Origin of the sequence: Streptomyces achromogenes, from assembly GCF_030816715.1 — a bacterium.
Classification (GTDB): domain Bacteria; phylum Actinomycetota; class Actinomycetes; order Streptomycetales; family Streptomycetaceae; genus Streptomyces; species Streptomyces achromogenes_A.
On sequence record NZ_JAUSYH010000001.1, the window covers coordinates 6,236,856 to 6,259,074 of the forward strand.

Below are 22,219 nucleotides of genomic sequence, written 5' to 3' on the forward strand. Positions count from 1 at the left end.
GACCACGGCCGGACCTCCCGAAAGGGCACCACGCGCATGGAGCAGTACGAGCCCGACCGCCTGAGCCCGGCCGAACTGGCCGCCGTACGGCGCAGTTTCCCCAACGGCAGGGCGGCCATGACCCGCCGGTCGCTGTTGCGCGCCTCCGCCGGCGGCACGCTCACCCTGGGCGGCCTCGGAGCGCTGGCCGGCTGCGGGATCCCCGCCGCCGGCAAGTCGCAGGGCGGCGTCTCCGCCGACGACCACTCGGCGAAGGAGAAGGTCGTCAACTTCTCCAACTGGCCGGAGTACATCGACGTGGACGACAGCGGGAAGCACCATCCCACGCTGGACGCGTTCCGCAAGCGGACCGGCATCACGGTCAAGTACACCGAGGACATCAACGACAACGACGAGTTCTTCGGCAAGATCCAGCCGCAGCTCGCCGCAGGCCAGGACACCGGCCGCGACCTCATCGTCCTCACCGACTGGCTGGCCGCCCGCATGATCAGGCTCGGCTACGTCCAGAAGCTCGACGCGTCGAACCTGCCGCACGCCTTCGCCAACCTGTCGGACCAGTTCCGCAGCCCCGACTGGGACCCGGGCCGCGCCTACTCCTACCCCTGGCAGGGCATCTCGACGGTCGTCGCCTACAACAAGAAGGCGCTCGACGGCGTCGAGGTGAAGTCGGTCTCCGACCTGCTCGACGTCCCGGCGCTCAAGGGCCGGGTCGGCCTGCTGACCGAGATGCGCGACACCGTCGGCATGACGATGCTCGACATGGGCAAGGACCCGGCGAAGTTCACCGACGACGACTACGACGCGGTCATCGCCCGCCTCCAGAAGGCGGTCGACAAGGGCCAGATCCGCCGCTTCACCGGCAACGACTACACGTCCGACCTCAGCAAGGGCGACCTGGCGGCCTGCGTCGCCTGGGCCGGCGACGTCGTGCAGCTCCAGGCCGACAACCCGGACGTCGGCTACGTAGTCCCGGACAGCGGCTACATGACGTCGACCGACAACATGCTGATCCCCAACAAGGCGCGCCACAAGACGAACGCCGAGCGGCTGATCGACTACTACTACGAGCCCGAACCGGCCGCCGAACTCGCCGCGTACATCAACTACGTGAGTCCGGTCGCGGACGTGAAACCGTACCTCGCCAAGATCGACAAGTCGGCGGCGGACAACCCGCTGATCCTTCCCGACAAGGCCATGCAGGCCAAGTCCCACGCCTTCCGCTCCCTGAGCTCGAAGGAAGAGACCGCCTACCAGGCCAAGTTCGCAAAGCTCACTGGGGCGTGACGACGATGAAGACGACCGACAGCGGCAGCGGCGACGTCCGCCTCACCGGCATCAGCAAGACGTACGGCTCCTTCACCGCCGTGCACCCGCTGGACCTGACCGTCCCGCAGGGCTCCTTCTTCGCCCTGCTCGGCGCGTCCGGCTGCGGCAAGACCACCACCCTGCGCATGATCGCCGGCCTGGAGGAACCCTCCTCCGGGACCGTCCATCTCGGCGACCACGACGTGACGGCGCTCCCGCCCTACAAACGGCCGGTGAACACCGTCTTCCAGTCCTATGCCCTCTTCCCGCACCTCGACATCTTCGAGAACGTCGCCTTCGGCCTGCGCCGGCGCGGCATCAAGAGCGTGAAGAAGCAGGTCGAGGACATGCTGGAGCTCGTCCAGCTCGGGGAGCAGGCCCGCAAGAAACCCCACCAGCTCTCCGGCGGCCAGCAGCAGCGCGTCGCGGTCGCCCGCGCCCTGATCAACCACCCCAAGGTGCTGCTGCTCGACGAGCCGCTCGGCGCCCTCGACCTCAAGCTGCGCCGCCAGATGCAGCTGGAGCTCAAGCGCATCCAGACCGAGGTCGGCATCACCTTCGTCCACGTCACGCACGACCAGGAGGAGGCCATGACGATGGCCGACACGGTCGCCGTGATGAACGGGGGCCGCGTCGAACAGCTCGGCTCCCCGGCCGACCTCTACGAGAACCCGCACACCACGTTCGTCGCCAACTTCCTCGGCACCTCCAACCTGATCGAGGCCGAGGTGGACTCCAAGGCCGGGGACGACATCGTGCTCAAGGCGGGCGACGGCAAACTCGTGCTGCCCGTGGCGCGCTGCTCCGCGCCCACCGCGAACGGCGGCCGGGTACTGGTCGGCGTACGCCCGGAGAAGATCTCCCTGACCCACGCCGCCGACGCCGGCGAGATCCCCGAGGGCCGCAACCGCATCACCGGGAAGATCGCCGACTCCTCCTTCATCGGCGTCTCCACCCAGTACGTGATCGACAGCTCGGTCTGTCCGGAGTTCGAGGTCTACGTCCAGAACGTCGACCGCGACACCCGGCTCGTCCCCGGCGCCGACGTGGTCCTGCACTGGAGCCCGGCCCACACCTTCGGCCTGGACGCGGCCCAGGACATCGACGCGGGCATCCAGGAAGAGGCGGCGGTCTGAGATGGCGACCCTCACCGAGGCGCCCCCGCCTCTCTCCCCGACGGCGCCGACGAAGAAGCCGCCCCGCAAGCGCGGCCGGCTGACGCCGTACTGGCTGCTGCTGCCCGGCCTGCTCTGGCTGGTCGTGTTCTTCGCGCTGCCGATGATCTACCAGGCCTCCACGTCCGTGCAGACGGGTTCCCTGGAGGAGGGCTACAAGGTCACCTGGCACTTCGCGACCTACTGGGACGCCCTCAGCGCGTACTGGCCGCAGTTCCTGCGCTCGGTCCTCTACGCGGGCGCCGCCACGATCCTGTGCCTGGCGCTCGGCTACCCGCTGGCCTATCTGATCGCCTTCCGGGCCGGCCGCTGGCGCAACCTGATCATGATCCTGGTGATCGCGCCGTTCTTCACCAGCTTCCTGATCCGCACCCTCGCCTGGAAGACGATCCTCGCGGACGGCGGCCCCGTCGTCGGCGCCCTGAACACCCTGCACGTCCTGGACGTCACCAGCTGGCTCGGCTGGACCGCGGGCGACCGCGTCCTCGCCACGCCCCTCGCGGTGGTCTGCGGACTGACGTACAACTTCCTGCCGTTCATGATCCTTCCGCTGTACTCCTCGCTGGAGCGCATCGACGGACGGCTGCACGAGGCGGCCGGCGACCTGTACGCCAGACCGGCCACCGTCTTCCGCAAGGTCACCTTCCCGCTGTCGATGCCGGGCGTGGTCTCCGGCACCCTGCTCACCTTCATCCCGGCGGCCGGCGACTACGTCAACGCGGAACTCCTCGGCTCGACCGACACCCGCATGATCGGAAACGTCATCCAGACGCAGTTCCTGCGCGTGCTGGACTATCCGACGGCGGCGGCCCTCTCCTTCCTTCTCATGGCCGCGATCCTCTTCATGGTCACCTTCTACATCCGCAGGTCGGGGACGGAGGATCTGGTCTAAATGCCCCTCGTCAACTGGCTCAAGCGCCATTTCGTGGTCATCGCGGGACTTCTCACGCTCGGCTATCTCCTGCTGCCGAACGTCGTCGTCACCGTGTTCTCCTTCAACAAGCCGAAAGGCCGCTTCAACTACGAGTGGCAGCAGTTCTCCACCGACGCCTGGCAGGACCCGTGCGGGGTCGCCGGCCTGTGCGGCTCGCTGTCGCTCAGCCTCCAGATCGCGATCTGGGCGACCCTCGGCGCCACCCTCCTCGGCACGATGATCGCCTTCGCGCTGGTGCGCTACCGCTTCCGCGCGCGGGGCGCCGTGAACTCGCTGATCTTCCTGCCGATGGCGATGCCCGAGGTCGTCATGGCCGCCTCGCTGCTCACCCTCTTCCTCAACCTCGGCGCGCAGCTGGGGTTCTGGACCATCCTCATCGCGCACATCATGTTCTGCCTGAGCTTCGTCGTGACGGCGGTCAAGGCGCGCGTCATGTCGATGGACCCCCGGCTGGAGCAGGCCGCCCAGGACCTCTACGCCGGGCCGGCGCAGACGTTCCTGCGCGTCACCCTGCCCATCGCGGCACCCGGAATCGCCGCGGGCGCGCTGCTCGCCTTCGCGCTGTCCTTCGACGATTTCATCATCACCAATTTCAACGCGGGCTCGACCGTCACCTTCCCCATGTTCGTGTGGGGCTCGGCGCAACGCGGAACGCCCGTCCAGATCAACGTCATCGGCACGGCCATGTTCCTGGTCGCCGTCCTGCTGGTGCTGACCTCGATGGTCGTCGGCAACCGCCGCAACAAGCAGAAGGCATAGAGCTCGAAGCCGAGAGGCCCCGTAGGGAGTTGACATCATGGCCCCAGGCGCCATGAACCGGTGGATCACTTCTCTTTCCGAAGCGCAGCCCGTCCCGTACTGGCTGGAAGACCCGGGCAGGCCCCGCCCCGAGCCGGCGCTCACCGGCCCCGAGACCTGCGATCTGCTGGTCGTCGGGGGCGGCTACAGCGGACTGTGGACCGCGCTCGTCGCCAAGGAGCGCGACCCGCAGCGGGACGTGGTGCTGCTGGAAGGCCGCGAGGTGGGCTGGGCCGCCTCCGGCCGCAACGGAGGCTTCTGCGCGGCCTCCCTCACCCACGGGCTGCCCAACGGGCTGGCCCGCTGGCCGGACGAGATCCACCGGCTCGAGGAGCTGGGGATGCGCAACCTCGACGGGATCGAGGCGGCGATCGCCCGGCACGGGATCGACTGCGACTTCGAGCGCACCGGCGAGATCGACGTCGCCACCGAGGAGTACCAGGCGCGGGAACTGCGCGACTGGTACGAGGAGCTCGAGAGCAGGGGCCTCGCCGACGGCATCGAGTTCCTCGACGCGGACGCGGTGCGCGAGCAGGTCGCCTCGCCCACCTTCCGGGCGGGTTTGCACGACCGCCGGGGCGTGGCCATGCTCCACCCAGCCAAGCTCGTCTGGGGCCTGAAGCGGGCGTGCGTCCGCCTCGGGGTGCGGGTGTACGAGCACACGCCCGCGCTGGACCTGAAGCCGTACGGCGCGGGGACGGCCGTCCGCACGCCGTACGGGCAGGTCCGCGCCCGGCAGGTGGCCCTGGGCACCAACATCTTCCCGAACCTGGTCAAGCGCGTACGGGCGTACACCGTCCCGGTCTACGACTACGCGCTGATGACCGAACCGCTGACCGCGGCACAGCTCGACTCGGTCGGCTGGAAGAACCGGCAGGGACTCGGGGACAGCGCCAACCAGTTCCACTACTTCCGGCTGTCCGCCGACAACCGGATCCTGTGGGGCGGGTACGACGCCGTCTACCCCTACGGGGGCCGGGTGCGCGCGGAGTACGACGACCGGCCGGAGACCTACGCGAAGCTCGCCGGACACTTCTTCACCTGCTTCCCGCAGCTGGAGGGCGTCCGCTTCACGCACGCGTGGGGCGGGGCGATCGACACCTGCTCGCGCTTCTCGGCGTTCTTCGGCACCGCGCACCAGGGGAAGGTCGCCTATGCGGCCGGGTACACCGGCCTGGGCGTCGGGGCGACCCGCTTCGGCGCCGAGGTGATGCTCGACCTGCTGGCGGGGGAGAGCACCGAGCGGACCCGGCTGGAGATGGTCCGCAAGAAGCCGCTGCCCTTCCCGCCCGAGCCCTTCGCCTGGACCGGCATCGCCCTCACCAAGTGGTCGCTGGCCCGCGCCGACGCGCACGGCGGCCGGCGCAACCTGTGGCTGAAGACCATGGACCGGCTGGGGCTCGGTTTCGACAGCTGAGCCGGCAGGGCGCGACCCAACGGAGCCCGGCCGCCGAGTGCGGCCCGCGGAGTGTGACCCGGTTCACCCGTACGGGTGGTCCGAACCCGCGTAATGCCCGCCGCCGACCTCCCTCTCCCTCATGGACGCGCCCGCGTCCGACGAGCGAGAGGGAGGTCCTCACATGGCTGGGGCGAAGACGGCGGTCGACTGGCTGGCATCCGTCGCACCGGATCCCGAGGCATGCCGCTGGGAGTGGGAGCGCAACCCGCTCGGGGTGGCGCTGCTGCCCGCCGGCCGGGCCTGGGACGTGCTCATCCTGCCGGGCACGCTCGGCTATCCCACCCTCGACGTGCTCACCCGGATCCTCGACCGGCCGGGCCCGGTGCTCGTCGACCTCGGCGACGACCGCATGGGGTTCTTCGTGGCGCCGGGGACGGCGGCGCGCTGGCTCGGCACCGGCATCCGCACCGCGGGGGCGGGCACCTGGATCGTCGTGCCCCATCCGGGCCGCTCGGCCAGGGGAGTCCGCTGGCTGGTGACGCCGGACGGCTCCGGCACGCTGACCGACGCGGCGCTCCTCGAACTGGCGATGCACGAGGCGGCGGCGGGTCTGGCCGTCGGAAAGGAGGGCTGACCGACCGGCCACCCCACGACCCGCCCCCGCCGGGCCTCCCGGTCGCCGAGCCTCCGCGTCCCCCGACCCGGAGGCGCGTCGGCCGTTCCCACGCCGGCCGCCCGCGCGGCCGGTACGGCGCCGATACGGCCGCGTGCTTCCGTGGCCTGCCTCTGGTCTCTGGTCTCTGGTCTGGTCGCTTTCAGTCCGTCGACGTCGTCTTCAGGGCCAGCCACAGCTCCATGCGGACGTCCGGGTCGTCCAGGGAGCGGCCGAGGATCTCCTCCACCCGGCGCATGCGGTAGCGCAGGGTGTGGCGGTGCACGCCCAGATCGGCCGCCGCCGCGTCCCACTGGCCGTGGCGGGAGAGCCAGGCCCGCAGGGAGGCCACCAGATCGCCGCGGCCGGTCGCGTCGTGCTCGTGCAGGGCGCGCAGCAGGCTGTCCGCGAACGCCTTCACCGCGTCGTCCGCGAGCAGTGGCAGCACCGATCCCGCCGCCAGCCGCTCGTGCTCCACGAACACCCGGCCCCGGCGCCGCGCCACGGACAACGCCTGCACCGACTGCTTGTAGGCGGCCGCCGCCGCGATCGGGCCGGCCGGCGCGGAAAGGCCCACCACCAGTTCGTCCCCCGGGTCGGCCTCGGCCGTGCCGCCCCCGTTCGCCCGGGAGGCCTCCAGCGCCGTCGCGTACCGGGCGCACGCCGACACGGCCGCGCCGCCGTCCGTGACCAGTGCCACCAGCCGTTCGCCCTCGGGCACCACCAGCACCGCCTCACCGGCCCGGGCGGCCGCCGACTCGAGGGCCTCGACGAGACCGCCGAAGGGGTCGCCGGCCGTGTCGGACGCGGCCGGAGGCCGGGCCGTGAGCGGACCGTGCCCGTGCCCCTCCGGGTGCGCCCGCGCGCCGGCCGCCGCCGGCACGGACTCGGCGACGATCACCCGGAAGGGCACGTCGAGCAGATCGCCGTACAGGTGCCCGGCGACGGCCCGCGCGTGGTCCGGTTCGCCCGCCAGCAGCATCCGCAGCACCGCCGCGCCGATCCGCTGCTGCGCCGCGTACAGCGAGCGCGAGCGTTCCGTGGTGAGGGTGAGCAGCGCGATGGCCGAGTGGACGGCGTACCGCTCGGCGGTGCCCGGAGCCGCGGCGGTGCCGACGGCGAGCGCCGCGCGAGGACGCCGCCCGGTGCCCAGCGAGTGCAGTTCGACGCGGTCGTCGTGGCGGTCCTCGGACGCGGCGTGCTCCGGCCCGCCGCCGCTCCCGACCACCGCCGAGGCCGGGGCCGGCCGCTCCCGCAGCCGCTCCACCTCCGCGGTGAGCCGGGCGGCCCGCCGGGCGGCCCACTCGGGGGCGGCCGCCACCACGGCGCCCGACGCGTCGTACAGCGCCGCCCACCCGTCGACCTGGGCGGCGAGCGCGCGCAGCAGCCCTTCGGCGCCGTCCGTGAGGGCCTGCCTCGTCAGCTCGCGCTGAGCCGCGAACCCGGCGGTCACCGCCCGGTACTGGTCGGCCGCGATCGCCGCCGACACGGCCTTGCTGATCGCGAGGAAGGGCGTGCGGCGCGGCACCTCCAGCAGGGGCAGGTTCTCCTCCTCCGCCGCGTCCACCAGCGCCCGCGGGATCTCGTCGTAGTTGACGCCGACGGCGAAGCCGAGCCCGACCACGCCGGCCTTCGACAGCCGCCGCACATAGCGCCGCATGGCCTCCGGGTCCTCCGCGTCCAGCTTGAGCGCGGTGATCAGCAGCAGCTCCCCGCCCTCCATGTACGGCACGGGGTCCGCGAGCTCGCTGACGTGCGCCCAGCGCACCGGCACGTCCAGACGGTCCTCGCCCGCCCGCACGGTGAGCTTCAGCGCGGAATGGTGGACGAGCGACGCGAGGGTGGGAGCCATGGGGCCTTCAGGTCGGGGGAGGGAGCGGAGCGATCCGGGTGCGGACGAGCGGGGGCGGGCTGCTCCCGACGCCTGCTTGCTGAGGCCTGCTCTGCCGAGGCCTGCTCTTCTGGTGCGTGATCTGCGGCGCGTGATCCTGCGGCGCGTGGTCCGCCGCGTGATCCTTTGGCCGCTTCGTACGAACGGCCAGTCTCGATTCTGCCTCACCGTACGGTCCCGGGCCGCCGTTTCAGCCCCGCAGGTCCAGCAGCAGCGGCGGCGCGTGCTGGCCGTCCGTGCTCGTCAGGGACAGCACCGCGTGACCGGGCGGGATCTCGTGCGCCAGCTGGGACGCCGACCACCGCTCCCGCTCCACCTGCCGCACGGTCACCGCGTCGGTGGTCACCGCCCTGCCGGTCACCAGCTTGCGCAGCGCGTGGATGGCGCGGGTCATCGGCTGGTCGGCGAAGACGGTGTGCTTGGCGACCTCCGTGGTCTCCACCCACTCGGTGCCCCAGGTCTGCGCGAACCGGCTGCCGTCCCATGTGGTGATGCCGGAGAACGCCATCCGGCAGCCGACCGCCCCGTACAGCGGCCCGTGCAGCGCCTCGGGCACGTCGACGACGCTGCGCAGGGCGAGCACCACGCCCGCGTTCTGCGAGCGCAGCCGTTGCAGCCGGCGCACCGAACCCTCGGTGACGGTCCCCGTGGCGTCGTCGAGGACGAGGCAGGCGAAGTGGTCGCGCCGCTCCCGCGCGACCGTCTGGAACTGGGCGAGGACCAGCCGGGTGATCAGCCGGCCCGCCTCCTCGTGTCCCCGCTCGGGCAGGTCGACCCGGACCCGCAGCGGATGATGGGCGACGGCGCGCAGCGAGAACGCCCGGTGCGCGCCGCTCCCGCCGCCGAAGAACTCCGCGAACACCGGACGGTTCAGCAGCGCCAGCCGGTCGGCGAGGGCACGGCCCGCGTCGCCCGGGACCCCCGTCTGGCGGACGCGGGCCTCCAGCTCACGGCGCATCACCTCGTCGCCGGCCACCGCCTCCCGCAGCGCGGACACCGCCCGCGGCTCGCCCTCCAGCAGTTCGAGCAGCTCGGGCAAGGCGGGGAAGCGCCCGTGAGCGGCCCGGTACGGTCCGAGCAGCTGGGCGAGGGCCGTCGTCGCGCGCTGGCCGCCGACCGCGTCGAGGTCGCCGGCCAGCGCCTCGGCGAGGAGCGCGGCCGCCTCGTCCGGGTCGTCGGAGCCCGCGTACGGGTCCAGGTCGTGCACCGACGACGGGTCGCCGATCCGGACGATCACGTCGAACGCCGCGTCCGGGCCGAGCGGTCCGCCGCCCGGCGACGACACGGCGACCACGGCGCACGTCCCGGTGAGCGCCTGCAGGGCCAGCGCCTCGGTCAGCGGTTCGAGCAGGCTGCGCGTCTTGCCCGACCCGGACGGCCCCACGGCGAGCAGCGAGGTGCCCAGCACGTCCGGGTCGAGCGCGGCGCCCGCTTCCCGGTAGACGACGGGCGTGCGCTCGCCGCCCGCCCAGCGGCCGATGCGCACCTGCCCGGCGAGCAGGTCGTGGCGCGCGGCGCGCCGGGGCAGGTCGCGGGCGCCGGAGGGGTGGGTCCAGGCGGCCCCGCCCTGCCGCAGCACGGTCTCCCGGAAGTCCCCGAGTCCGGCGGTCCACGCCCGCCGCACGCGCACGCAGTCCACGTCGTTCATCCGGCCCGCGGCGACCTCGCCGGTCAGCAGGTCGGCCGCCTCGTACTGCCCGGCGTCCCGCAGCTCGGGCCACCGGGAGCGGGGCCGCTCGGCCGAGGGCGCGGCCGGGCCGGGCCCGGCCCGGCGGGCGGCGAGCAGTTCCCTCGCGTACGGCCACCAGCCGCCGACCCGGGCGAACGGCCACACCACGAGCAGCGTGACGGCGGCGTACAGCGCGTTCGTGAACAGGGGGGAGGCGAACAGCTCGTAACCGCCGGAGACCAGCACGATGAGCGAGAACAGCGGGTCGACGACCGGCAGCGCGTCCCAGCCGACGCCGAAGGCGCCGGGGAAGACGAGGCTCAAGCCGACGAGCGCCCCGAGCAGGGCGATCAGGGCCCGCGCGGGCTGCGGCCGGCGGCCGACGAAGTGCCGCACCACGTGCGGCCAGCTGCCCAGCCGTCCCATGGCGTAGACGAGGACGGCGAAGAAGACGCCGTCGTAGACGACACGTGCCTCGGCGCCCTCCATGGTCTTCGGGGAGGCGATGGTGCCGCCCCACCACCAGTCGTCCGGGGTGAACAGCCGCAGCAGGGTGAACTGGTAGGGCATGGCGCCCCGCCGCCACAGCGACCACAGGACCAGCGCGATCACCAGCGGCACCAGCATGCCGATGACGGTCACGGGCGCGAGCCGCTCCGGGGTCTGCGCCGTCCTCGGCGGCCGGTAGCCGTGCCGCCAGACGCCCGGCCGGGTCGTGGGACGCGCCTCGTCGAGCCAGTCGGCGACGGCGGACGCGGCCCGCGGGGAGTGCTCGAAGGCGGGCGGGACGGCCGGCGCCCGGTCCGGCCGCGGCGGTGTGGCGGGCGGCTGTGGTGGCGTAGCGGGCGGCCGCGGCGGCCCCGCCGGGCGCGGTACAGGATTCGCCTGCGTATGCCGCGCGTCCTGCGTCCCGTCGCTGTCCATCGCCCCTGCCCCCTGACCAGCCGTTCCGTCTGCCCTCAGCGAGTCAATCTAACGCGCCCGCAAGGGGAGTTCACCGCTTACGCGCCCGGGCCCGCGACGAGTGCCGCCCCTGCGCACTGTCCACGACGGACAAGCCGCCCCGCCGACACCGCCCACATGGAGCATGCCGACCCCCCGCTCCCCGTCCTAGCCTGCGAGAAGAGAACGAAAGCGTCCGCAGAACCCCAGGAGCCCCTCATGACCGCCCTTCCGCAGGAGCGCCGCGTCGTCACCGCCATTCCCGGCCCCAAGTCGCAGGAACTCCAGGCCCGCCGGACCGCCGCGGTCGCGGCCGGCGTGGGCTCGGTGCTGCCCGTGTTCACGGCGCGCGCGGGCGGCGGCATCATCGAGGACGTCGACGGCAACCGCCTGATCGACTTCGGCTCCGGCATCGCGGTCACCTCCGTGGGCGCGTCCGCCGAGGCCGTGGTGCGCCGGGCCGCCGCACAGCTCGCCGACTTCACCCACACCTGCTTCATGGTCACGCCCTACGAGGGCTACGTGGAGGTCGCCGAGGCGCTCGCCGAGCTGACACCGGGCGACCACGCCAAGAAGTCCGCGCTGTTCAACAGCGGCGCCGAGGCGGTCGAGAACGCCGTGAAGATCGCGCGGGCGTACACCAAGCGCCAGGCCGTCGTCGTCTTCGACCACGGCTACCACGGGCGCACCAACCTCACCATGGCGCTGACCGCGAAGAACATGCCGTACAAGCACGGCTTCGGCCCGTTCGCGCCCGAGGTCTACCGGGTGCCGGTCGCCTACGGCTACCGCTGGCCGACCGGCGCCGAGAACGCCGGTCCCGAGGCCGCCGCCCAGGCCGTCGACCAGATCAGCAAGCAGGTCGGCGCGGAGAACGTGGCCGCCATCATCATCGAGCCGGTGCTCGGCGAGGGCGGCTTCATCGAGCCCGCCAAGGGTTTCCTGCCGGCCATCAGCAAGTTCGCGTCCGACAACGGCATCGTCTTCGTCGCCGACGAGATCCAGTCCGGCTTCTGCCGCACCGGCCAGTGGTTCGCCTGTGAGGACGAGGGCATCGTCCCCGACCTGATCACCACCGCCAAGGGCATCGCCGGCGGTCTGCCGCTGGCCGCCGTCACCGGCCGCGCCGAGATCATGGACGCGGCGCACCCGGGCGGTCTGGGCGGCACCTACGGCGGCAACCCGGTCGCCTGCGCGGGCGCGCTCGGCTCCATCGAGACGATGAAGGAGCTGGACCTCAACGCCCGGGCGAAGAACATCGAGACGGTCATGAAGGGCCGCCTCACCGCCATGGCCGAGAAGTTCGACGTCATCGGCGACGTCCGCGGACGCGGCGCGATGATCGCCATCGAGCTGGTCAAGGACCGCACGACGAAGGAGCCGAACGCCGAGGCGACCGCCGCGCTCGCCAAGGCCTGCCACCAGGAGGGCCTGCTGGTGCTCACCTGCGGCACCTACGGCAACGTGCTGCGCTTCCTGCCCCCGCTGGTCATCGGCGAGGACCTGCTCAACGAGGGCCTCGACATCATCGAGCAGGCGTTCGCGCGCATCTGAAGCGGTCCCCGCACAGCTGATCCCCCTCGGCCGCACAGCGTGTGAAGAAGGTGTGCGAGGAGGATGGCGGGACGGCAGACGGCCTGTCGAACCGTCTTCCGCTGTCGTAGGTTCTACCCGGATGAGAGATACACCCCGCCCTCGGGAGACCGTGGGCGGATTCCAGGCCGGGGTTTCCCCAGCTTCGACCTGGTCGTGCCCTCGCGCACACAACCGGAGCTTTCGGCTTCGGATCTCCACCGATCGGACGGTCGCCCGCCCCAAACCCCCCGGGGCGGCCGGCGTCTCCGGTCCGGACGGCCGCCCCGGAACAATCCCCCCTGTTCCGGGGCGGCCGACCTCCTTCTCCACGCGCCGACCACGCGGAAAGACCCCGGACGTGCTCCGGGGTCTTTTTCCGGTCGTCCTCCGCCGGACGGCCGCTCCGACAAGCTGACAAGCTGTGGACCATGTCGTCCCGTCCGAGCCGCCCGCCACTCGGCCCCCCTCCCGGCCCCCTCACCGGCCCTTCCGGCCCCCTCACCGGCCGCCCTCCCGGCCGCGTCCTCGGCGGCCCCCTCCTCGGCCTGCTCTGCGGCCTGCCGGCCGTCCTCTTCGCGGTGATCACCTGGCAGGTCGCCGCCGGCGGGCCGCTGCTGCGCGTGGACGAGCGCCTCAGCCGGGCCCTCGTCCACCCCGACCGGGCCTCCGAGCTGCTGGCCGACCTGGGCGAGGTGCAGATCGCGGTGCCCGTGCTGGTGCTGGCCGCCGGGTACGCGGCCTGGCGGGGGAGAACGGCGGGCGCGGCGCGGTGGTGGGCGCCGCCGGTCGCGGCGCTCGGTCTGATGCTGCTGGTGCCGCTGATCGTCGTCCCCCTCAAGGAGTGGACCGATCGGCCCGGAACGCCCGCCGTGCCGCCCGCCACCGGCTACTACCCCTCCGGGCACACGGCGACGGCGGCCGTCGCCTACGGCTCCGCGGTGCTGGTCCTGCTGCCGTGGCTGCGGACGCCGTCCGCCCGCCGGGCCGCCGCGGCCGCGAGCGCGTTCCTCGTCCTCGCCGTCTCCTTCGGGCTGGTCCGGCGCGGCTACCACTGGCCGCTGGACGTGGTGGCCAGCTGGTGCCTGTGCACGGTGCTGCTCGCGGCGCTGTGGCTCCTCCTGGAACGGGAGCGCCGCCGACCACGCCAAACCGTCGCGCCCGAGCCGCCCACCCGTACGACTCGGACAAGCGCTCCCTCGGCCTCGCGCCCCTACCGTGGACCACGAAAGCCACAGGACACCCCCTAAGCGGAAGGGCCGGGACTCGACCATGCCCCAGGAAACGAACGTGGGAGCCACCCACGCCTTCTGGCTCGCCGGACGCCAGGCCGCCGGCGAGGACAGCTTCGACGTCGCCTCCCCGTGGGACGGCCGGCTCGTCGGCAGGGTCGGCGTGCCGACGGACGCGCAGGTCGAGGAGGCCGTCGCCGCCGCGTACGCCGTGCGGGACGAGTTCGCCGCCACCCCGGCCCATGTGCGCGCCGCCGCCCTCGACCACGTCAGCAAGCGGCTCGTCGAGCGCACCGAGGAGATCGCGCGGCTGATCTCCGCCGAGAACGGCAAGCCGATCAAGTGGGCGCGCGGCGAGGTCGGCCGGGCCGTCTCCGTGTTCCGCTTCGCGGCCGAGGAGGCCCGGCGGTTCAACGGCGGCGAGGCCCAGCGGCTCGACACCGACGCCGGCGGCCAGGGGCGGCTCGCGCTCACCCGGCGCTTCCCGAAGGGCGTGGTGCTCGGCATCGCGCCGTTCAACTTCCCGCTGAACCTGTGCGCGCACAAGATCGCCCCGGCGATCGCGGCCGGCGCGCCGATCATCCTGAAGCCCGCCCCGGCGACCCCGCTGTCCGCCCTGGTCATCGGCGAGCTGCTCGCCGAGACCGAGCTGCCCGCCGGCTCCTGGTCGATCCTGCCGGTCTCCAACGACCGCATGCCGGCCCTCGTCCAGGACGAGCGGCTGCCCGTGATCTCCTTCACCGGCTCCGAGAAGGTCGGCTACGCGATCATGGACTCGGTGCCGCGCAAGCACTGCACCCTGGAGCTGGGCGGCAACGGCGCGGCCGTCGTCCTCGGCGACTTCGCGAGCGACGCCGACCTCGACTGGGCCGCCGGCCGCATCGCGACCTTCTCCAACTACCAGGGCGGTCAGTCCTGCATCTCGGTGCAGCGGGTCATCGCGGACGCCTCCGTGTACGACCGGCTGCTGCCGCGTATCGTCGCCGCCGTCGAGGCGCAGGTCACCGGTGACCCGTCGGACGCCGCGACCGACGTCGGCCCGCTGGTCAGCGAGGACGCGGCCCGGCGGGTCGAGACGTGGGTGGACGAGGCGGTCGCGGCCGGGGCGAAGCTCCTGACCGGCGGCGGGCGCGACGGCGCCACCTACGCCCCGACCGTGCTGGTCGACGTGCCGGCCGACACCAAGGTCGCCTGCGAGGAGGTCTTCGGACCGGTCCTCACCGTGCAGCGCACCGACGGCGAGGCGGAGGCCTTCGCGGCCGTCAACTCCTCCAAGTACGGCCTCCAGGCGGGCGTGTTCACCCACGACGTCCAGGCGGCCTTCCGTGCCCACCGCGCACTCGAGGTCGGCGGCGTCGTCATCGGCGACGTGCCCTCCTACCGCGCAGACCAGATGCCGTACGGCGGCGCCAAGCAGTCCGGCGTGGGCCGCGAGGGCGTGCGGTTCGCGATGGACGACTACACCTACGAGCGGGTGCTGGTGCTGACGGGGCTCGCGCTCTGAGCCGGCCGGCCCCCGGCCGTCCGGGATCCGGCTGTCCAGGATCCTGAGCGTCCGCCCCCGGGACCGGCGCTCACACGCCGTCCCCGAAGGGGCCCGGCGCCGATGCCTTCCGGCGCCGGGCCCCTTCTTGGTGCCGGCCTCGTCCGGACCCTCAACCGGAGAAGCCGACGTGCGCGAGCCGCAGCGGGCCGCGCAGTCCGAGGCGCAGGTCGTGGACGCCGTCCGCGACGAAGGGCGCGTCCACGGTGACGTAGGCGTACGGGCCCGGCGTGGGCGCCTGGAGGGTCACCGAGGCCAGCACCGGGCCGCCGTCCAGGGAGAGCTCCACCGTGCCCTGGCCGGACGCCGTGACCGTCACGGCCGTCACCCCCGGGGTGTCCGCGCCCGCGCCGAAGTCGCAGGCGCGATAGAGCAGTTCGCCCGTCCCGCCGCCGGCCGGCGTCACCGCGTCGCCCGACTCCTTCGTGCGGTCGACGATCTCGGTCCCGCCCTGCTCGTCGAAGTCGGCCGCCGCGAGTCCGTCCGCGCGCACCGCGCGCGGCGCCGTCGGCTCGCCGTCGAGGACGGCGGTCGCGCGCAGGCGGACGTCCTCGCTGGACGCGCCGACCAGCAGTTCGTAGGGGCCCGGCTCCAGGCGCGGTCCGCCGCGGGCCACGTCCCAGAACGCGAAGGCGGACAGCGGCACGTCGAAGGCGACGTCCGCGCCCTCGCCGGGGGTCAGGGTGATCCGGCGGCAGTCGAGCAGTTCGCGGCGCGGGCGGACGACGGACGGGTCCACGGCGCGGGCGTACAGCTGGACGACCTCGTCGGCCGTCATGTCGCCGGTGTTGGTCACCGTGCAGGCGACGTGCGCCCTCCCGTCCGTCACGCGCACCGTGAGATCGGCGTACGAGAACGACGCGTACGACAGACCGTGCCCGAACGGGAACAGCGGGGCGCCCTCGAAGTAGAGGTAGGTCTGCCGGGCGCCGATGACGTCGTAGTCCAGCAGGTCGGGCAGGTCCGCGTCGTCGGCGTACCAGGTCTGCGGCAGGCGGCCGGCCGGGGAGACGTCGCCGGCCAGGACGCGCGCCAGGGCGGCGCCCGCGGCCTGGCCGCCGTGCGCCGTCCACAGCGCCGCGGCCAGCGGGCCCGGCTCGAAGGCGTACGGGTACGCCGACACCAGCACCAGCACCGTGCGCGCGTCCGTCGCCCGGGCCGCCGCCAGCAACCGCTCCTGGTGGGCCGGCAGGCGCAGCGTGGTGCGGTCCTCGGTCTCCCGGCCGTTGATGTGCGGGTCGTTGCCGGCCACCACCACGACCACGTCGGCCCCGGCAGTGACCCGGGTCACTGCGCTCTCGCCGGATTCGACGACGATGAGCTCGAAGACCTCGGGATCCGCCCGGGTCTCCCTGTCCGGTCCGGCAACCCGCACACCGTCGGCGGCGACACACACGTGACGACCCGTGCCCAGGTGCAGCAGGAGGTGACCGTTTCCGTGGGGTTCCAGGCGGAACGTCTCCTGCACGACCCAGCCGCCGGGCTGGTCGGCGGAGGCGCGCAGCAGGCCGTCCTCGGCGACCGAGAGGTAGCGGCCGTCGGGGGCGCGCAGCGTCAGCACGCCCTCGCCCCAGTCCACCAGGGCCAGCTCCGTGCCGTCCGCGTCCGCGGTCAGCGGCGGCAGGTCGGTGCGGCCGGCCAGCAGCGCCGGGTCGAGGGCGCCCTCGGCGCCGCGCACCTCGTCGCAGGCCTCGGGCGCGGCGGGGACCTTCAGGAACGTTCCGGCCGAGGTCCTCAGCAGGACCCGGTCCACCCCCTCGGCGAACTCGACCCGCTCGGCGCCGAACCTCTCGTACAGCCCCTCCAGCGGGGTGGAGCGGTGGATCGGCGTGCCGCTGTACCAGTCGACCTTGCACTCGTCGGCGAGCAGTCCGACCACCGCGATCCGGGTGTCGGCGGCCAGCGGCAGCACGCCGTCGTTGCGCAGCAGCACGACCGACTGCTCGGCGGCCTCGGCGGCGAGCGCGCGGTGCGCCGGGGTGTCGAACTCGCCGGTCCCCGCGTGCGGGTCGTCGCGCGGGTCGAACTCGCCGAGCCGGAAGCGGACCGAGAGCTGGCGGCGGACCGCCGCGTCGACGTCGGCCTCGGTCAGCAGGCCCTGCTCCAGGGCGCCCCGGACCCGGGCGACGATCTTCGAGCCGTCGGTGCCGTGGTCGGTGAAGCTGTCCACGCCGGCGAGCAGCGAGGCCGCCGTCGCGTCCTCGTGGGTGTCGAAGTAGTGCTCGGAGTCGACCAGGTTGGACGGCGCGCCCGCGTCCGAGCAGACCAGCAGATCCTCGTCGGTCCAGGTCCGCAGATGCTCGCGCAGATACGGCGAGACGTGGTTGGGGCGGCCGTTGACCAGGTTGTACGCGGGCATCACACCCGCCACCGCCCCCGCCTCGACGGTGTCGCGGAAGGCGCGCAGGTCGTACTCGTGCAGCACCCGGGGGCGCACCGAGGACGAGGTGACGTCCCGGCCCGTCTCGTTGTTGTGCGCCAGCCAGTGCTTGAGGACGGGGGCCGTGCGCCAGTACGTCGGATGGTCCCCGCGCAGGCCGTGGGTGTAGGCGGTGGCGATGGCGGAGGTCAGCTTCGGGTCCTCCGAGTAGCCCTCCTCGTTGCGGCCCCACAGGGGGTGGCGCAGCAGGTTGACGGTGGGGGCCCAGACGTTCAGGCCGACGCGCTCGTCGAGGGCGCGCATCGCCCGCACCTCCTTGGACACCGCCTCGCCGACCCGGCGCACCAGATCGGTGTTCCAGGTCGCGCCCAACCCCACGGCCTGCGGGAACACCGTCGCCGGGCCCATCCACGCGACGCCGTGCAGCGCCTCCTGGCCGGTGCGGAACGCATCGACGCCGAGCCGCTCGACGGCCGGGGCGAACTGGTGCAGGAAGGAGACCTTCTCGTCCAGGGTCAGCCGGGACAGCAGGTCGTCGATGCGCTTCGCGAACGGCAGCTGCGGATCGCGGAAAGGCGGCGTGGGCGGCGTGTGTGCGGTCACGTGGGGTTCCCTTTGCGGTGGAGCGAGCTAGCTCTTTCGAAGCGCTTCGATGCTCATTGGACGTACCGGTGGGTGTCAAGGGGACCTCACGCTTATTTCAAGCGGTGCATACGAACAGGTCACCCCCGATGCCTCGGAGGAAACTTGGGAACGACCCTTGTGCACCCCCGGGTGTTCACTTAACCTCGCAGCAACATCGAAGCGCTTCGACTGGAAAGCCCCAGCACATGGGGCCGCAGGAACCGCTTCGGCTCAGCCAGTTCCACTGAAGACACCGCAGCCGACGGCCACCGCCGGGTGTCCTGGTGCGCCATGAAGGGTTGACGCAATGACGCCGAACGCCGCTTCCGCCTCCTCCGGGCCGAGCCGGAGAAGCTTCCTCGCCTCCACGGCGGTCGCCACCGCAGCGGTGGCCGGCGGGATGCCGCTGCTCGCCGCCTGCGGGGGGTCGGACGGCGACTCACGCGAGGGGACCACGGCGGGCAAGGCAGCGAAGAAGATCCTGCCCGCCTTCGTGGCCGCCGGCGTGGTGACGCCGGACATCCCGTCCAAGAACGGTTCCGCGGTCGGCTTCACCGGCAAGCTCGACCTCGCGACCCTGAAGACCTCCGTGCCGAAGAAGCTCGGCAAGGGCGGCAAGGTCACGGTCATGTCGCCGTTCTGGGGCTCGCCGCCGAAGGGCGACAACCCCTACTACACGGCGATGAACAGCCTCACCGGCGTCGACGTCGTCTGGCAGAACCAGGACGGCAACACCTACGACCAGAAGCTCGGCGCGGTCCTCGCCTCCAGCAACGTGCCGGACGTGGTGGTCGTCCCCGGCTGGAACATGGGCGGCAAGATACCCAGCGCCATCCTCAGCAAGTTCGCCGACCTGGGCCCCTACCTGTCCGGGGACAAGGTCAAGGAGTACCCGAACCTCGCGGCGATCCCGACGGACGCCTGGCAGCGCGCGATCTTCGGCGGCAAGCTGCGCGGTCTGCCGATGCCGTCCTCGTACGTGCCGAACATCGTCCCCTTCTACCGCAAGGACCTCTTCGAGAAGCACGGCTACGAGGTCCCGAAGACGACGGACGAGTTCACGGCGCTGGCCAAGGAGATCACCAACGCCAAGGCCAAGGTGTGGGCCTGCGGCGACATGAAGTGGACCGCGTTCAACAGCTTCGGGGTGCCGTCCGGCCAGGAGAAGCCGCTCGGCTGGATCCTCCAGGACGACAAGCTGGTCTACCGCGTCGAGCTGGACGCCTACCTCGAAGCGCTGGAATGGTCGCGGAAGCTGTTCGCCGCCGGCTACGTGCACCCCGACTTCAAGCTGGGCAAGAGCCAGGCCGTCGACCCGAGCACCAAGTTCGCGGCCGGCGAGTTCCTGATCTACAACAACGACATCTCCAGCTGGTACGGACAGCAGGCCTCGCAGGCCACGCAGAACCCCGACTTCCAGATCTGGGGCATGGACATCTTCGGCAACGGCGACGCCGATCCGGTCATCTACGCCACCCAGCCGGCCAACATCTTCGCCTTCGTCAACAAGAAGGCCTCCGAGTCGGTCATCCGCGACGTGCTGGCCGTCGCCAACGTCACCGCCGCCCCGTACGGCACCAAGGAGTACATGCTCACCAACTACGGGGTCGAGGGCACGCACTACACCGTCAAGGACGGGGTGCCCGTCAAGAACGACAAGGGCAACCAGGAGGTCGCCAACGCCTTCATAATGATCGCGAGCCCGGCCGCGACCATCGCGCACCCCGACTTCCCGGACATCGCCAAGGGCCAGGTCGAGTGGCAGCAGCGGATGGGGGCCTTCACCAAGAAGTCGGCCTTCTACGGCATGCAGATCACCGAGCCCACGCGCTGGACCAACCTCTCCAACGACTTCGAGCAGCTGGAGGACGACATCGTCCGCGGCCGTAAGAAGATCAGCGACATGCAGCAGGCGGTCGCCGACTGGAAGAAGAAGGGCGGCGACCAGCTGCGCGACTGGTACCGCAAGGTGCTCGACGACAACGGCCCGGCGGCGAGCTGACCAGGACCGGGGCAAGGAGAACGGCCGTGTCGAACAGCACGGTGCCTCGGAGCAGGGCCGAGGCCGACGAGGCACAGAAGACCCCGGTCGCGGCCGGCGGTGCCACCGGGCACGGGGGTGCCCGGACCTCCGGGAAGCTGAGTCTGCGGCTCAGGTTCAGACGCGATCGCGTGCTGCTCCTGATGACCCTGCCCGCGGTGCTGCTGGTCCTGCTCTTCAACTACGTGCCGATCCTCGGCAACGTGGTCGCCTTCCAGGACTACGACCCCTACGTCAGCGACAACGGCGTCGTCTCCATCCTGCACAGTCCCTGGGTGGGCCTGGAGAACTTCCAGCGGCTCTTCGAGGACTCCGCCTTCTGGAGCGCCGTCCAGAACACACTGGTGCTGTTCTTCCTCCAGCTCGTCCTGTACTTCCCGATCCCGATCCTGCTCGCGCTGCTCATCAACAGCGTGGTCCGGCCCCGGGTGCGGGCGGTGTCGCAGGCGATCCTCTACCTGCCGCACTTCTTCTCGTGGGTGCTGGTCATCGCCGTCTTCCAGCAGCTGTTCGGTGGCGCGGGAATCCTTTCGCAGCTGCTGCGACAGCACGGGTACGACGGCATCGACATCATGACCGACCCGGACACCTTCAGGTTCCTGATCACCGCGCAGAGCGTCTGGAAGGACGCCGGCTGGGGCATCATCGTCTTCCTCGCCGCGCTGGCCTCGGTCAACCCCGACCTCTACGAGGCGGCCGCGATGGACGGCGCCAACCGCTGGCGCCGCATGTGGCACGTGACGCTGCCCGCCCTGCGTCCGGTGATCGCGCTGCTCCTGGTGCTGCGGGTGGGCGACGCGCTGACGGTCGGTTTCGAACAGATCCTGTTGCAACGCGACGCGGTGGGGCCAGGGGCGTCGGAAGTGCTCGACACCTTCGTCTGGTGGAACGGCGTCCGCAACCAGGACTTCGGCTATGCGGCCGCCGCAGGTCTCATCAAGGGCGTCATCAGCCTCGGTCTGGTGCTCGTCGCGAACAAGGTGGCCCACCTGATGGGCGAGCAGGGGGTGTACAAGAAATGACCGCCGTCATCGACGAACCGGCGCGCACGCCCGGCCGGTGGGCCGCGCCCCCGCGGCCCGTATGGGAGGAGCGGCCCAGCGGGGCCGGCCTCGCCGGCAAGGGCATCGCCCTGTCGTTCGCCTGCCTGGCCATCCTCTTCCCGCTGTGGATCGTCCTGGTCACCAGCCTCTCCTCACGCAAGACCATCGACGAGTCGGGCGGTCTGGTGATGGTGCCCAAGGGCATCACCTTCGTCGCCTACCGGGAGCTGCTCAGCGGCGGTCAGGTCACCCGGGCCGCGGTCGTCAGCGTCCTGATCACCCTCGTCGGCACGCTCTTCTCGATGAGCGTGTCCGTGCTGTGCGCCTACGGGCTCTCCCGCTCGGGCTCGCTCGGACACCGCTGGATCCTGATGATCCTGCTGGCGACGATGTTCTTCAGCGCAGGCCTGATCCCGACCTATCTGCTGGTGCAGTCGCTGGGCCTGACGGACACCTACCTCGCGCTGATCCTGCCGAGCGCGATCAGCGTGTTCAACATCCTGGTCCTGCGCGGGTTCTTCACGGGCATCTCGCAGGAACTCATCGACAGCGCCCGCATCGACGGAGCCGGCGAGTTCCGCATTCTGTGGCAGATCGTCATGCCGCTCTCGCGGGCGGTGCTGGCGGTCATCACGCTCTTCTACGCCGTCGGCTACTGGAGCGCATGGTTCAACGCGTCGCTGTACCTCAACGACCAGGACATGATGCCGCTGCAGAACGTCATGATCCAGCTGGTGCAGAAGCAGGAGGCACCGGTCGGGATGGGGCAGGCCATCAAGACGGGTCAGCTGTCGGCCCTGGCCGTGCAGATGGCAGTCATGGTGATGGCGCTGCTGCCGGTGGCCGTGCTCTCCCCGTTCGTCCAGAAGCACTTCAAGAAGGGCATGCTCACCGGCGCGGTGAAGGGCTAGCGCCGTGCCGGCGTCGCGAGCTGGTGAACCTGTCCGGTCACGGCGCCGGCGGCTCCACCCCGTCCGGCCGAGGCCGTCGGTCCGTGGCCGGCCGTGCCCACGCGGCGG

The 22,219-nt window shown here is 71.8% G+C and carries 15 protein-coding genes and 1 pseudogene; 13 read left to right on the forward strand and 3 right to left on the reverse strand.

Annotation, left to right across the window (positions count from 1 at the left end; all coding sequences use genetic code 11):
* Positions 1–36: 36 nt before the first annotated feature.
* The 6 genes from QF032_RS28120 (at position 37) to QF032_RS28145 (ending at position 6,245) form a co-directional block, all read left to right on the forward strand.
* Positions 37–1,284, forward strand: a complete 1,248-nt coding sequence (locus QF032_RS28120) for an ABC transporter substrate-binding protein (RefSeq protein WP_307057929.1) — start codon at positions 37–39, stop codon at positions 1,282–1,284.
* A complete protein-coding gene (locus tag QF032_RS28125) occupies positions 1,281–2,441 on the forward strand; it encodes an ABC transporter ATP-binding protein (RefSeq protein WP_307046276.1) in 1,161 nt (386 codons plus the stop codon). The genes QF032_RS28120 and QF032_RS28125 overlap by 4 nt, the downstream gene beginning before the upstream one ends.
* A gap of 1 nt (position 2,442) precedes the next feature.
* Entirely contained in the window at positions 2,443–3,372 is a 930-nt protein-coding gene (locus tag QF032_RS28130) for an ABC transporter permease (protein WP_307046277.1), read from the forward strand.
* Positions 3,373–4,173 carry an ABC transporter permease gene (locus QF032_RS28135; protein ID WP_307046279.1) on the forward strand — a complete coding sequence of 267 codons (801 nt, stop codon included), beginning with the start codon at positions 3,373–3,375 and terminating at the stop codon, positions 4,171–4,173.
* Positions 4,174–4,210: 37 nt separating this feature from the next.
* The gene (locus QF032_RS28140; RefSeq protein ID WP_307046281.1) at positions 4,211–5,629 is read left to right on the forward strand and encodes an NAD(P)/FAD-dependent oxidoreductase; all 1,419 of its coding nucleotides are present in this window, start codon (positions 4,211–4,213) and stop codon (positions 5,627–5,629) included.
* Positions 5,630–5,792: 163 nt separating this feature from the next.
* Entirely contained in the window at positions 5,793–6,245 is a 453-nt protein-coding gene (locus QF032_RS28145) for a hypothetical protein (RefSeq protein WP_307046283.1), read from the forward strand.
* Between the two features lie 181 nt (positions 6,246–6,426).
* On the opposite strand, the gene QF032_RS28150 is transcribed toward QF032_RS28145, so the two are convergent.
* Positions 6,427–8,115 (reverse strand): PucR family transcriptional regulator, encoded by a 1,689-nt coding sequence (locus QF032_RS28150; protein WP_307057931.1) that lies wholly within the window; start codon positions 8,113–8,115, stop codon positions 6,427–6,429.
* A gap of 229 nt (positions 8,116–8,344) precedes the next feature.
* Positions 8,345–10,747, reverse strand: coding sequence for an ATP/GTP-binding protein (locus QF032_RS28155; protein ID WP_307057933.1), 2,403 nt, complete (start codon positions 10,745–10,747; stop codon positions 8,345–8,347).
* 237 nt (positions 10,748–10,984) lie between these two features.
* On the opposite strand from QF032_RS28155, the gene gabT reads away from it, so the two are divergent.
* From gabT to QF032_RS28175, 4 genes and pseudogenes are all read left to right on the forward strand, one after another.
* Positions 10,985–12,319, forward strand: a complete 1,335-nt coding sequence (gene gabT / locus QF032_RS28160) for a 4-aminobutyrate--2-oxoglutarate transaminase (RefSeq protein WP_306949039.1) — start codon at positions 10,985–10,987, stop codon at positions 12,317–12,319.
* A 121-nt stretch (positions 12,320–12,440) separates the two neighbouring features.
* Positions 12,441–12,674: pseudogene (locus QF032_RS40915) on the forward strand (phosphatase PAP2 family protein); the annotation flags it as partial.
* A gap of 94 nt (positions 12,675–12,768) precedes the next feature.
* Positions 12,769–13,587, forward strand: coding sequence for a phosphatase PAP2 family protein (locus tag QF032_RS28170; protein WP_307057935.1), 819 nt, complete (start codon positions 12,769–12,771; stop codon positions 13,585–13,587).
* A gap of 40 nt (positions 13,588–13,627) precedes the next feature.
* The gene (locus QF032_RS28175) at positions 13,628–15,073 is read left to right on the forward strand and encodes an aldehyde dehydrogenase family protein (protein ID WP_307050347.1); all 1,446 of its coding nucleotides are present in this window, start codon (positions 13,628–13,630) and stop codon (positions 15,071–15,073) included.
* 151 nt (positions 15,074–15,224) lie between these two features.
* Here QF032_RS28175 and QF032_RS28180 read toward each other — a convergent pair whose 3' ends face one another.
* On the reverse strand, positions 15,225–18,095 hold the full coding sequence (locus QF032_RS28180) for a glycoside hydrolase family 3 C-terminal domain-containing protein (protein ID WP_307057937.1): 2,871 nt from the start codon (positions 18,093–18,095) through the stop codon (positions 15,225–15,227).
* 328 nt (positions 18,096–18,423) lie between these two features.
* Here QF032_RS28180 and QF032_RS28185 point away from each other — a divergent pair, with 328 nt between their 5' ends.
* The 3 genes from QF032_RS28185 to QF032_RS28195 are packed head-to-tail and all read left to right on the forward strand — an operon-like array spanning position 18,424 to position 22,111.
* A complete protein-coding gene (locus QF032_RS28185) occupies positions 18,424–20,118 on the forward strand; it encodes an extracellular solute-binding protein (protein ID WP_306949036.1) in 1,695 nt (564 codons plus the stop codon).
* Between the two features lie 26 nt (positions 20,119–20,144).
* On the forward strand, positions 20,145–21,179 hold the full coding sequence (locus tag QF032_RS28190; protein ID WP_306949035.1) for an ABC transporter permease: 1,035 nt from the start codon (positions 20,145–20,147) through the stop codon (positions 21,177–21,179).
* Positions 21,176–22,111 carry a carbohydrate ABC transporter permease gene (locus QF032_RS28195; RefSeq protein WP_307046294.1) on the forward strand — a complete coding sequence of 312 codons (936 nt, stop codon included), beginning with the start codon at positions 21,176–21,178 and terminating at the stop codon, positions 22,109–22,111. Before QF032_RS28190 ends, QF032_RS28195 begins: the two co-directional genes overlap by 4 nt.
* The last annotated feature ends 108 nt before the right edge of the window (positions 22,112–22,219 follow it).

Bases quoted from the DNA above. Each gene is read 5' to 3' on its own strand.
- QF032_RS28120 (WP_307057929.1), top strand. From the start codon at position 37: ATGGAGCAGTACGAGCCCGACCGCCTGAGCCCGGCCGAACTGGCCGCC.
- QF032_RS28130 (WP_307046277.1), top strand. From the start codon at position 2,443: ATGGCGACCCTCACCGAGGCGCCCCCGCCTCTCTCCCCGACGGCGCCG.
- QF032_RS28135 (WP_307046279.1), top strand. From the start codon at position 3,373: ATGCCCCTCGTCAACTGGCTCAAGCGCCATTTCGTGGTCATCGCGGGA.
- QF032_RS28140 (WP_307046281.1), top strand. From the start codon at position 4,211: ATGGCCCCAGGCGCCATGAACCGGTGGATCACTTCTCTTTCCGAAGCG.
- QF032_RS28145 (WP_307046283.1), top strand. From the start codon at position 5,793: ATGGCTGGGGCGAAGACGGCGGTCGACTGGCTGGCATCCGTCGCACCG.
- QF032_RS28150 (WP_307057931.1), bottom strand. From the start codon at position 8,115: ATGGCTCCCACCCTCGCGTCGCTCGTCCACCATTCCGCGCTGAAGCTC.
- QF032_RS28155 (WP_307057933.1), bottom strand. From the start codon at position 10,747: ATGGACAGCGACGGGACGCAGGACGCGCGGCATACGCAGGCGAATCCT.
- gabT (WP_306949039.1), top strand. From the start codon at position 10,985: ATGACCGCCCTTCCGCAGGAGCGCCGCGTCGTCACCGCCATTCCCGGC.
- QF032_RS28170 (WP_307057935.1), top strand. From the start codon at position 12,769: ATGTCGTCCCGTCCGAGCCGCCCGCCACTCGGCCCCCCTCCCGGCCCC.
- QF032_RS28185 (WP_306949036.1), top strand. From the start codon at position 18,424: ATGACGCCGAACGCCGCTTCCGCCTCCTCCGGGCCGAGCCGGAGAAGC.
- QF032_RS28195 (WP_307046294.1), top strand. From the start codon at position 21,176: ATGACCGCCGTCATCGACGAACCGGCGCGCACGCCCGGCCGGTGGGCC.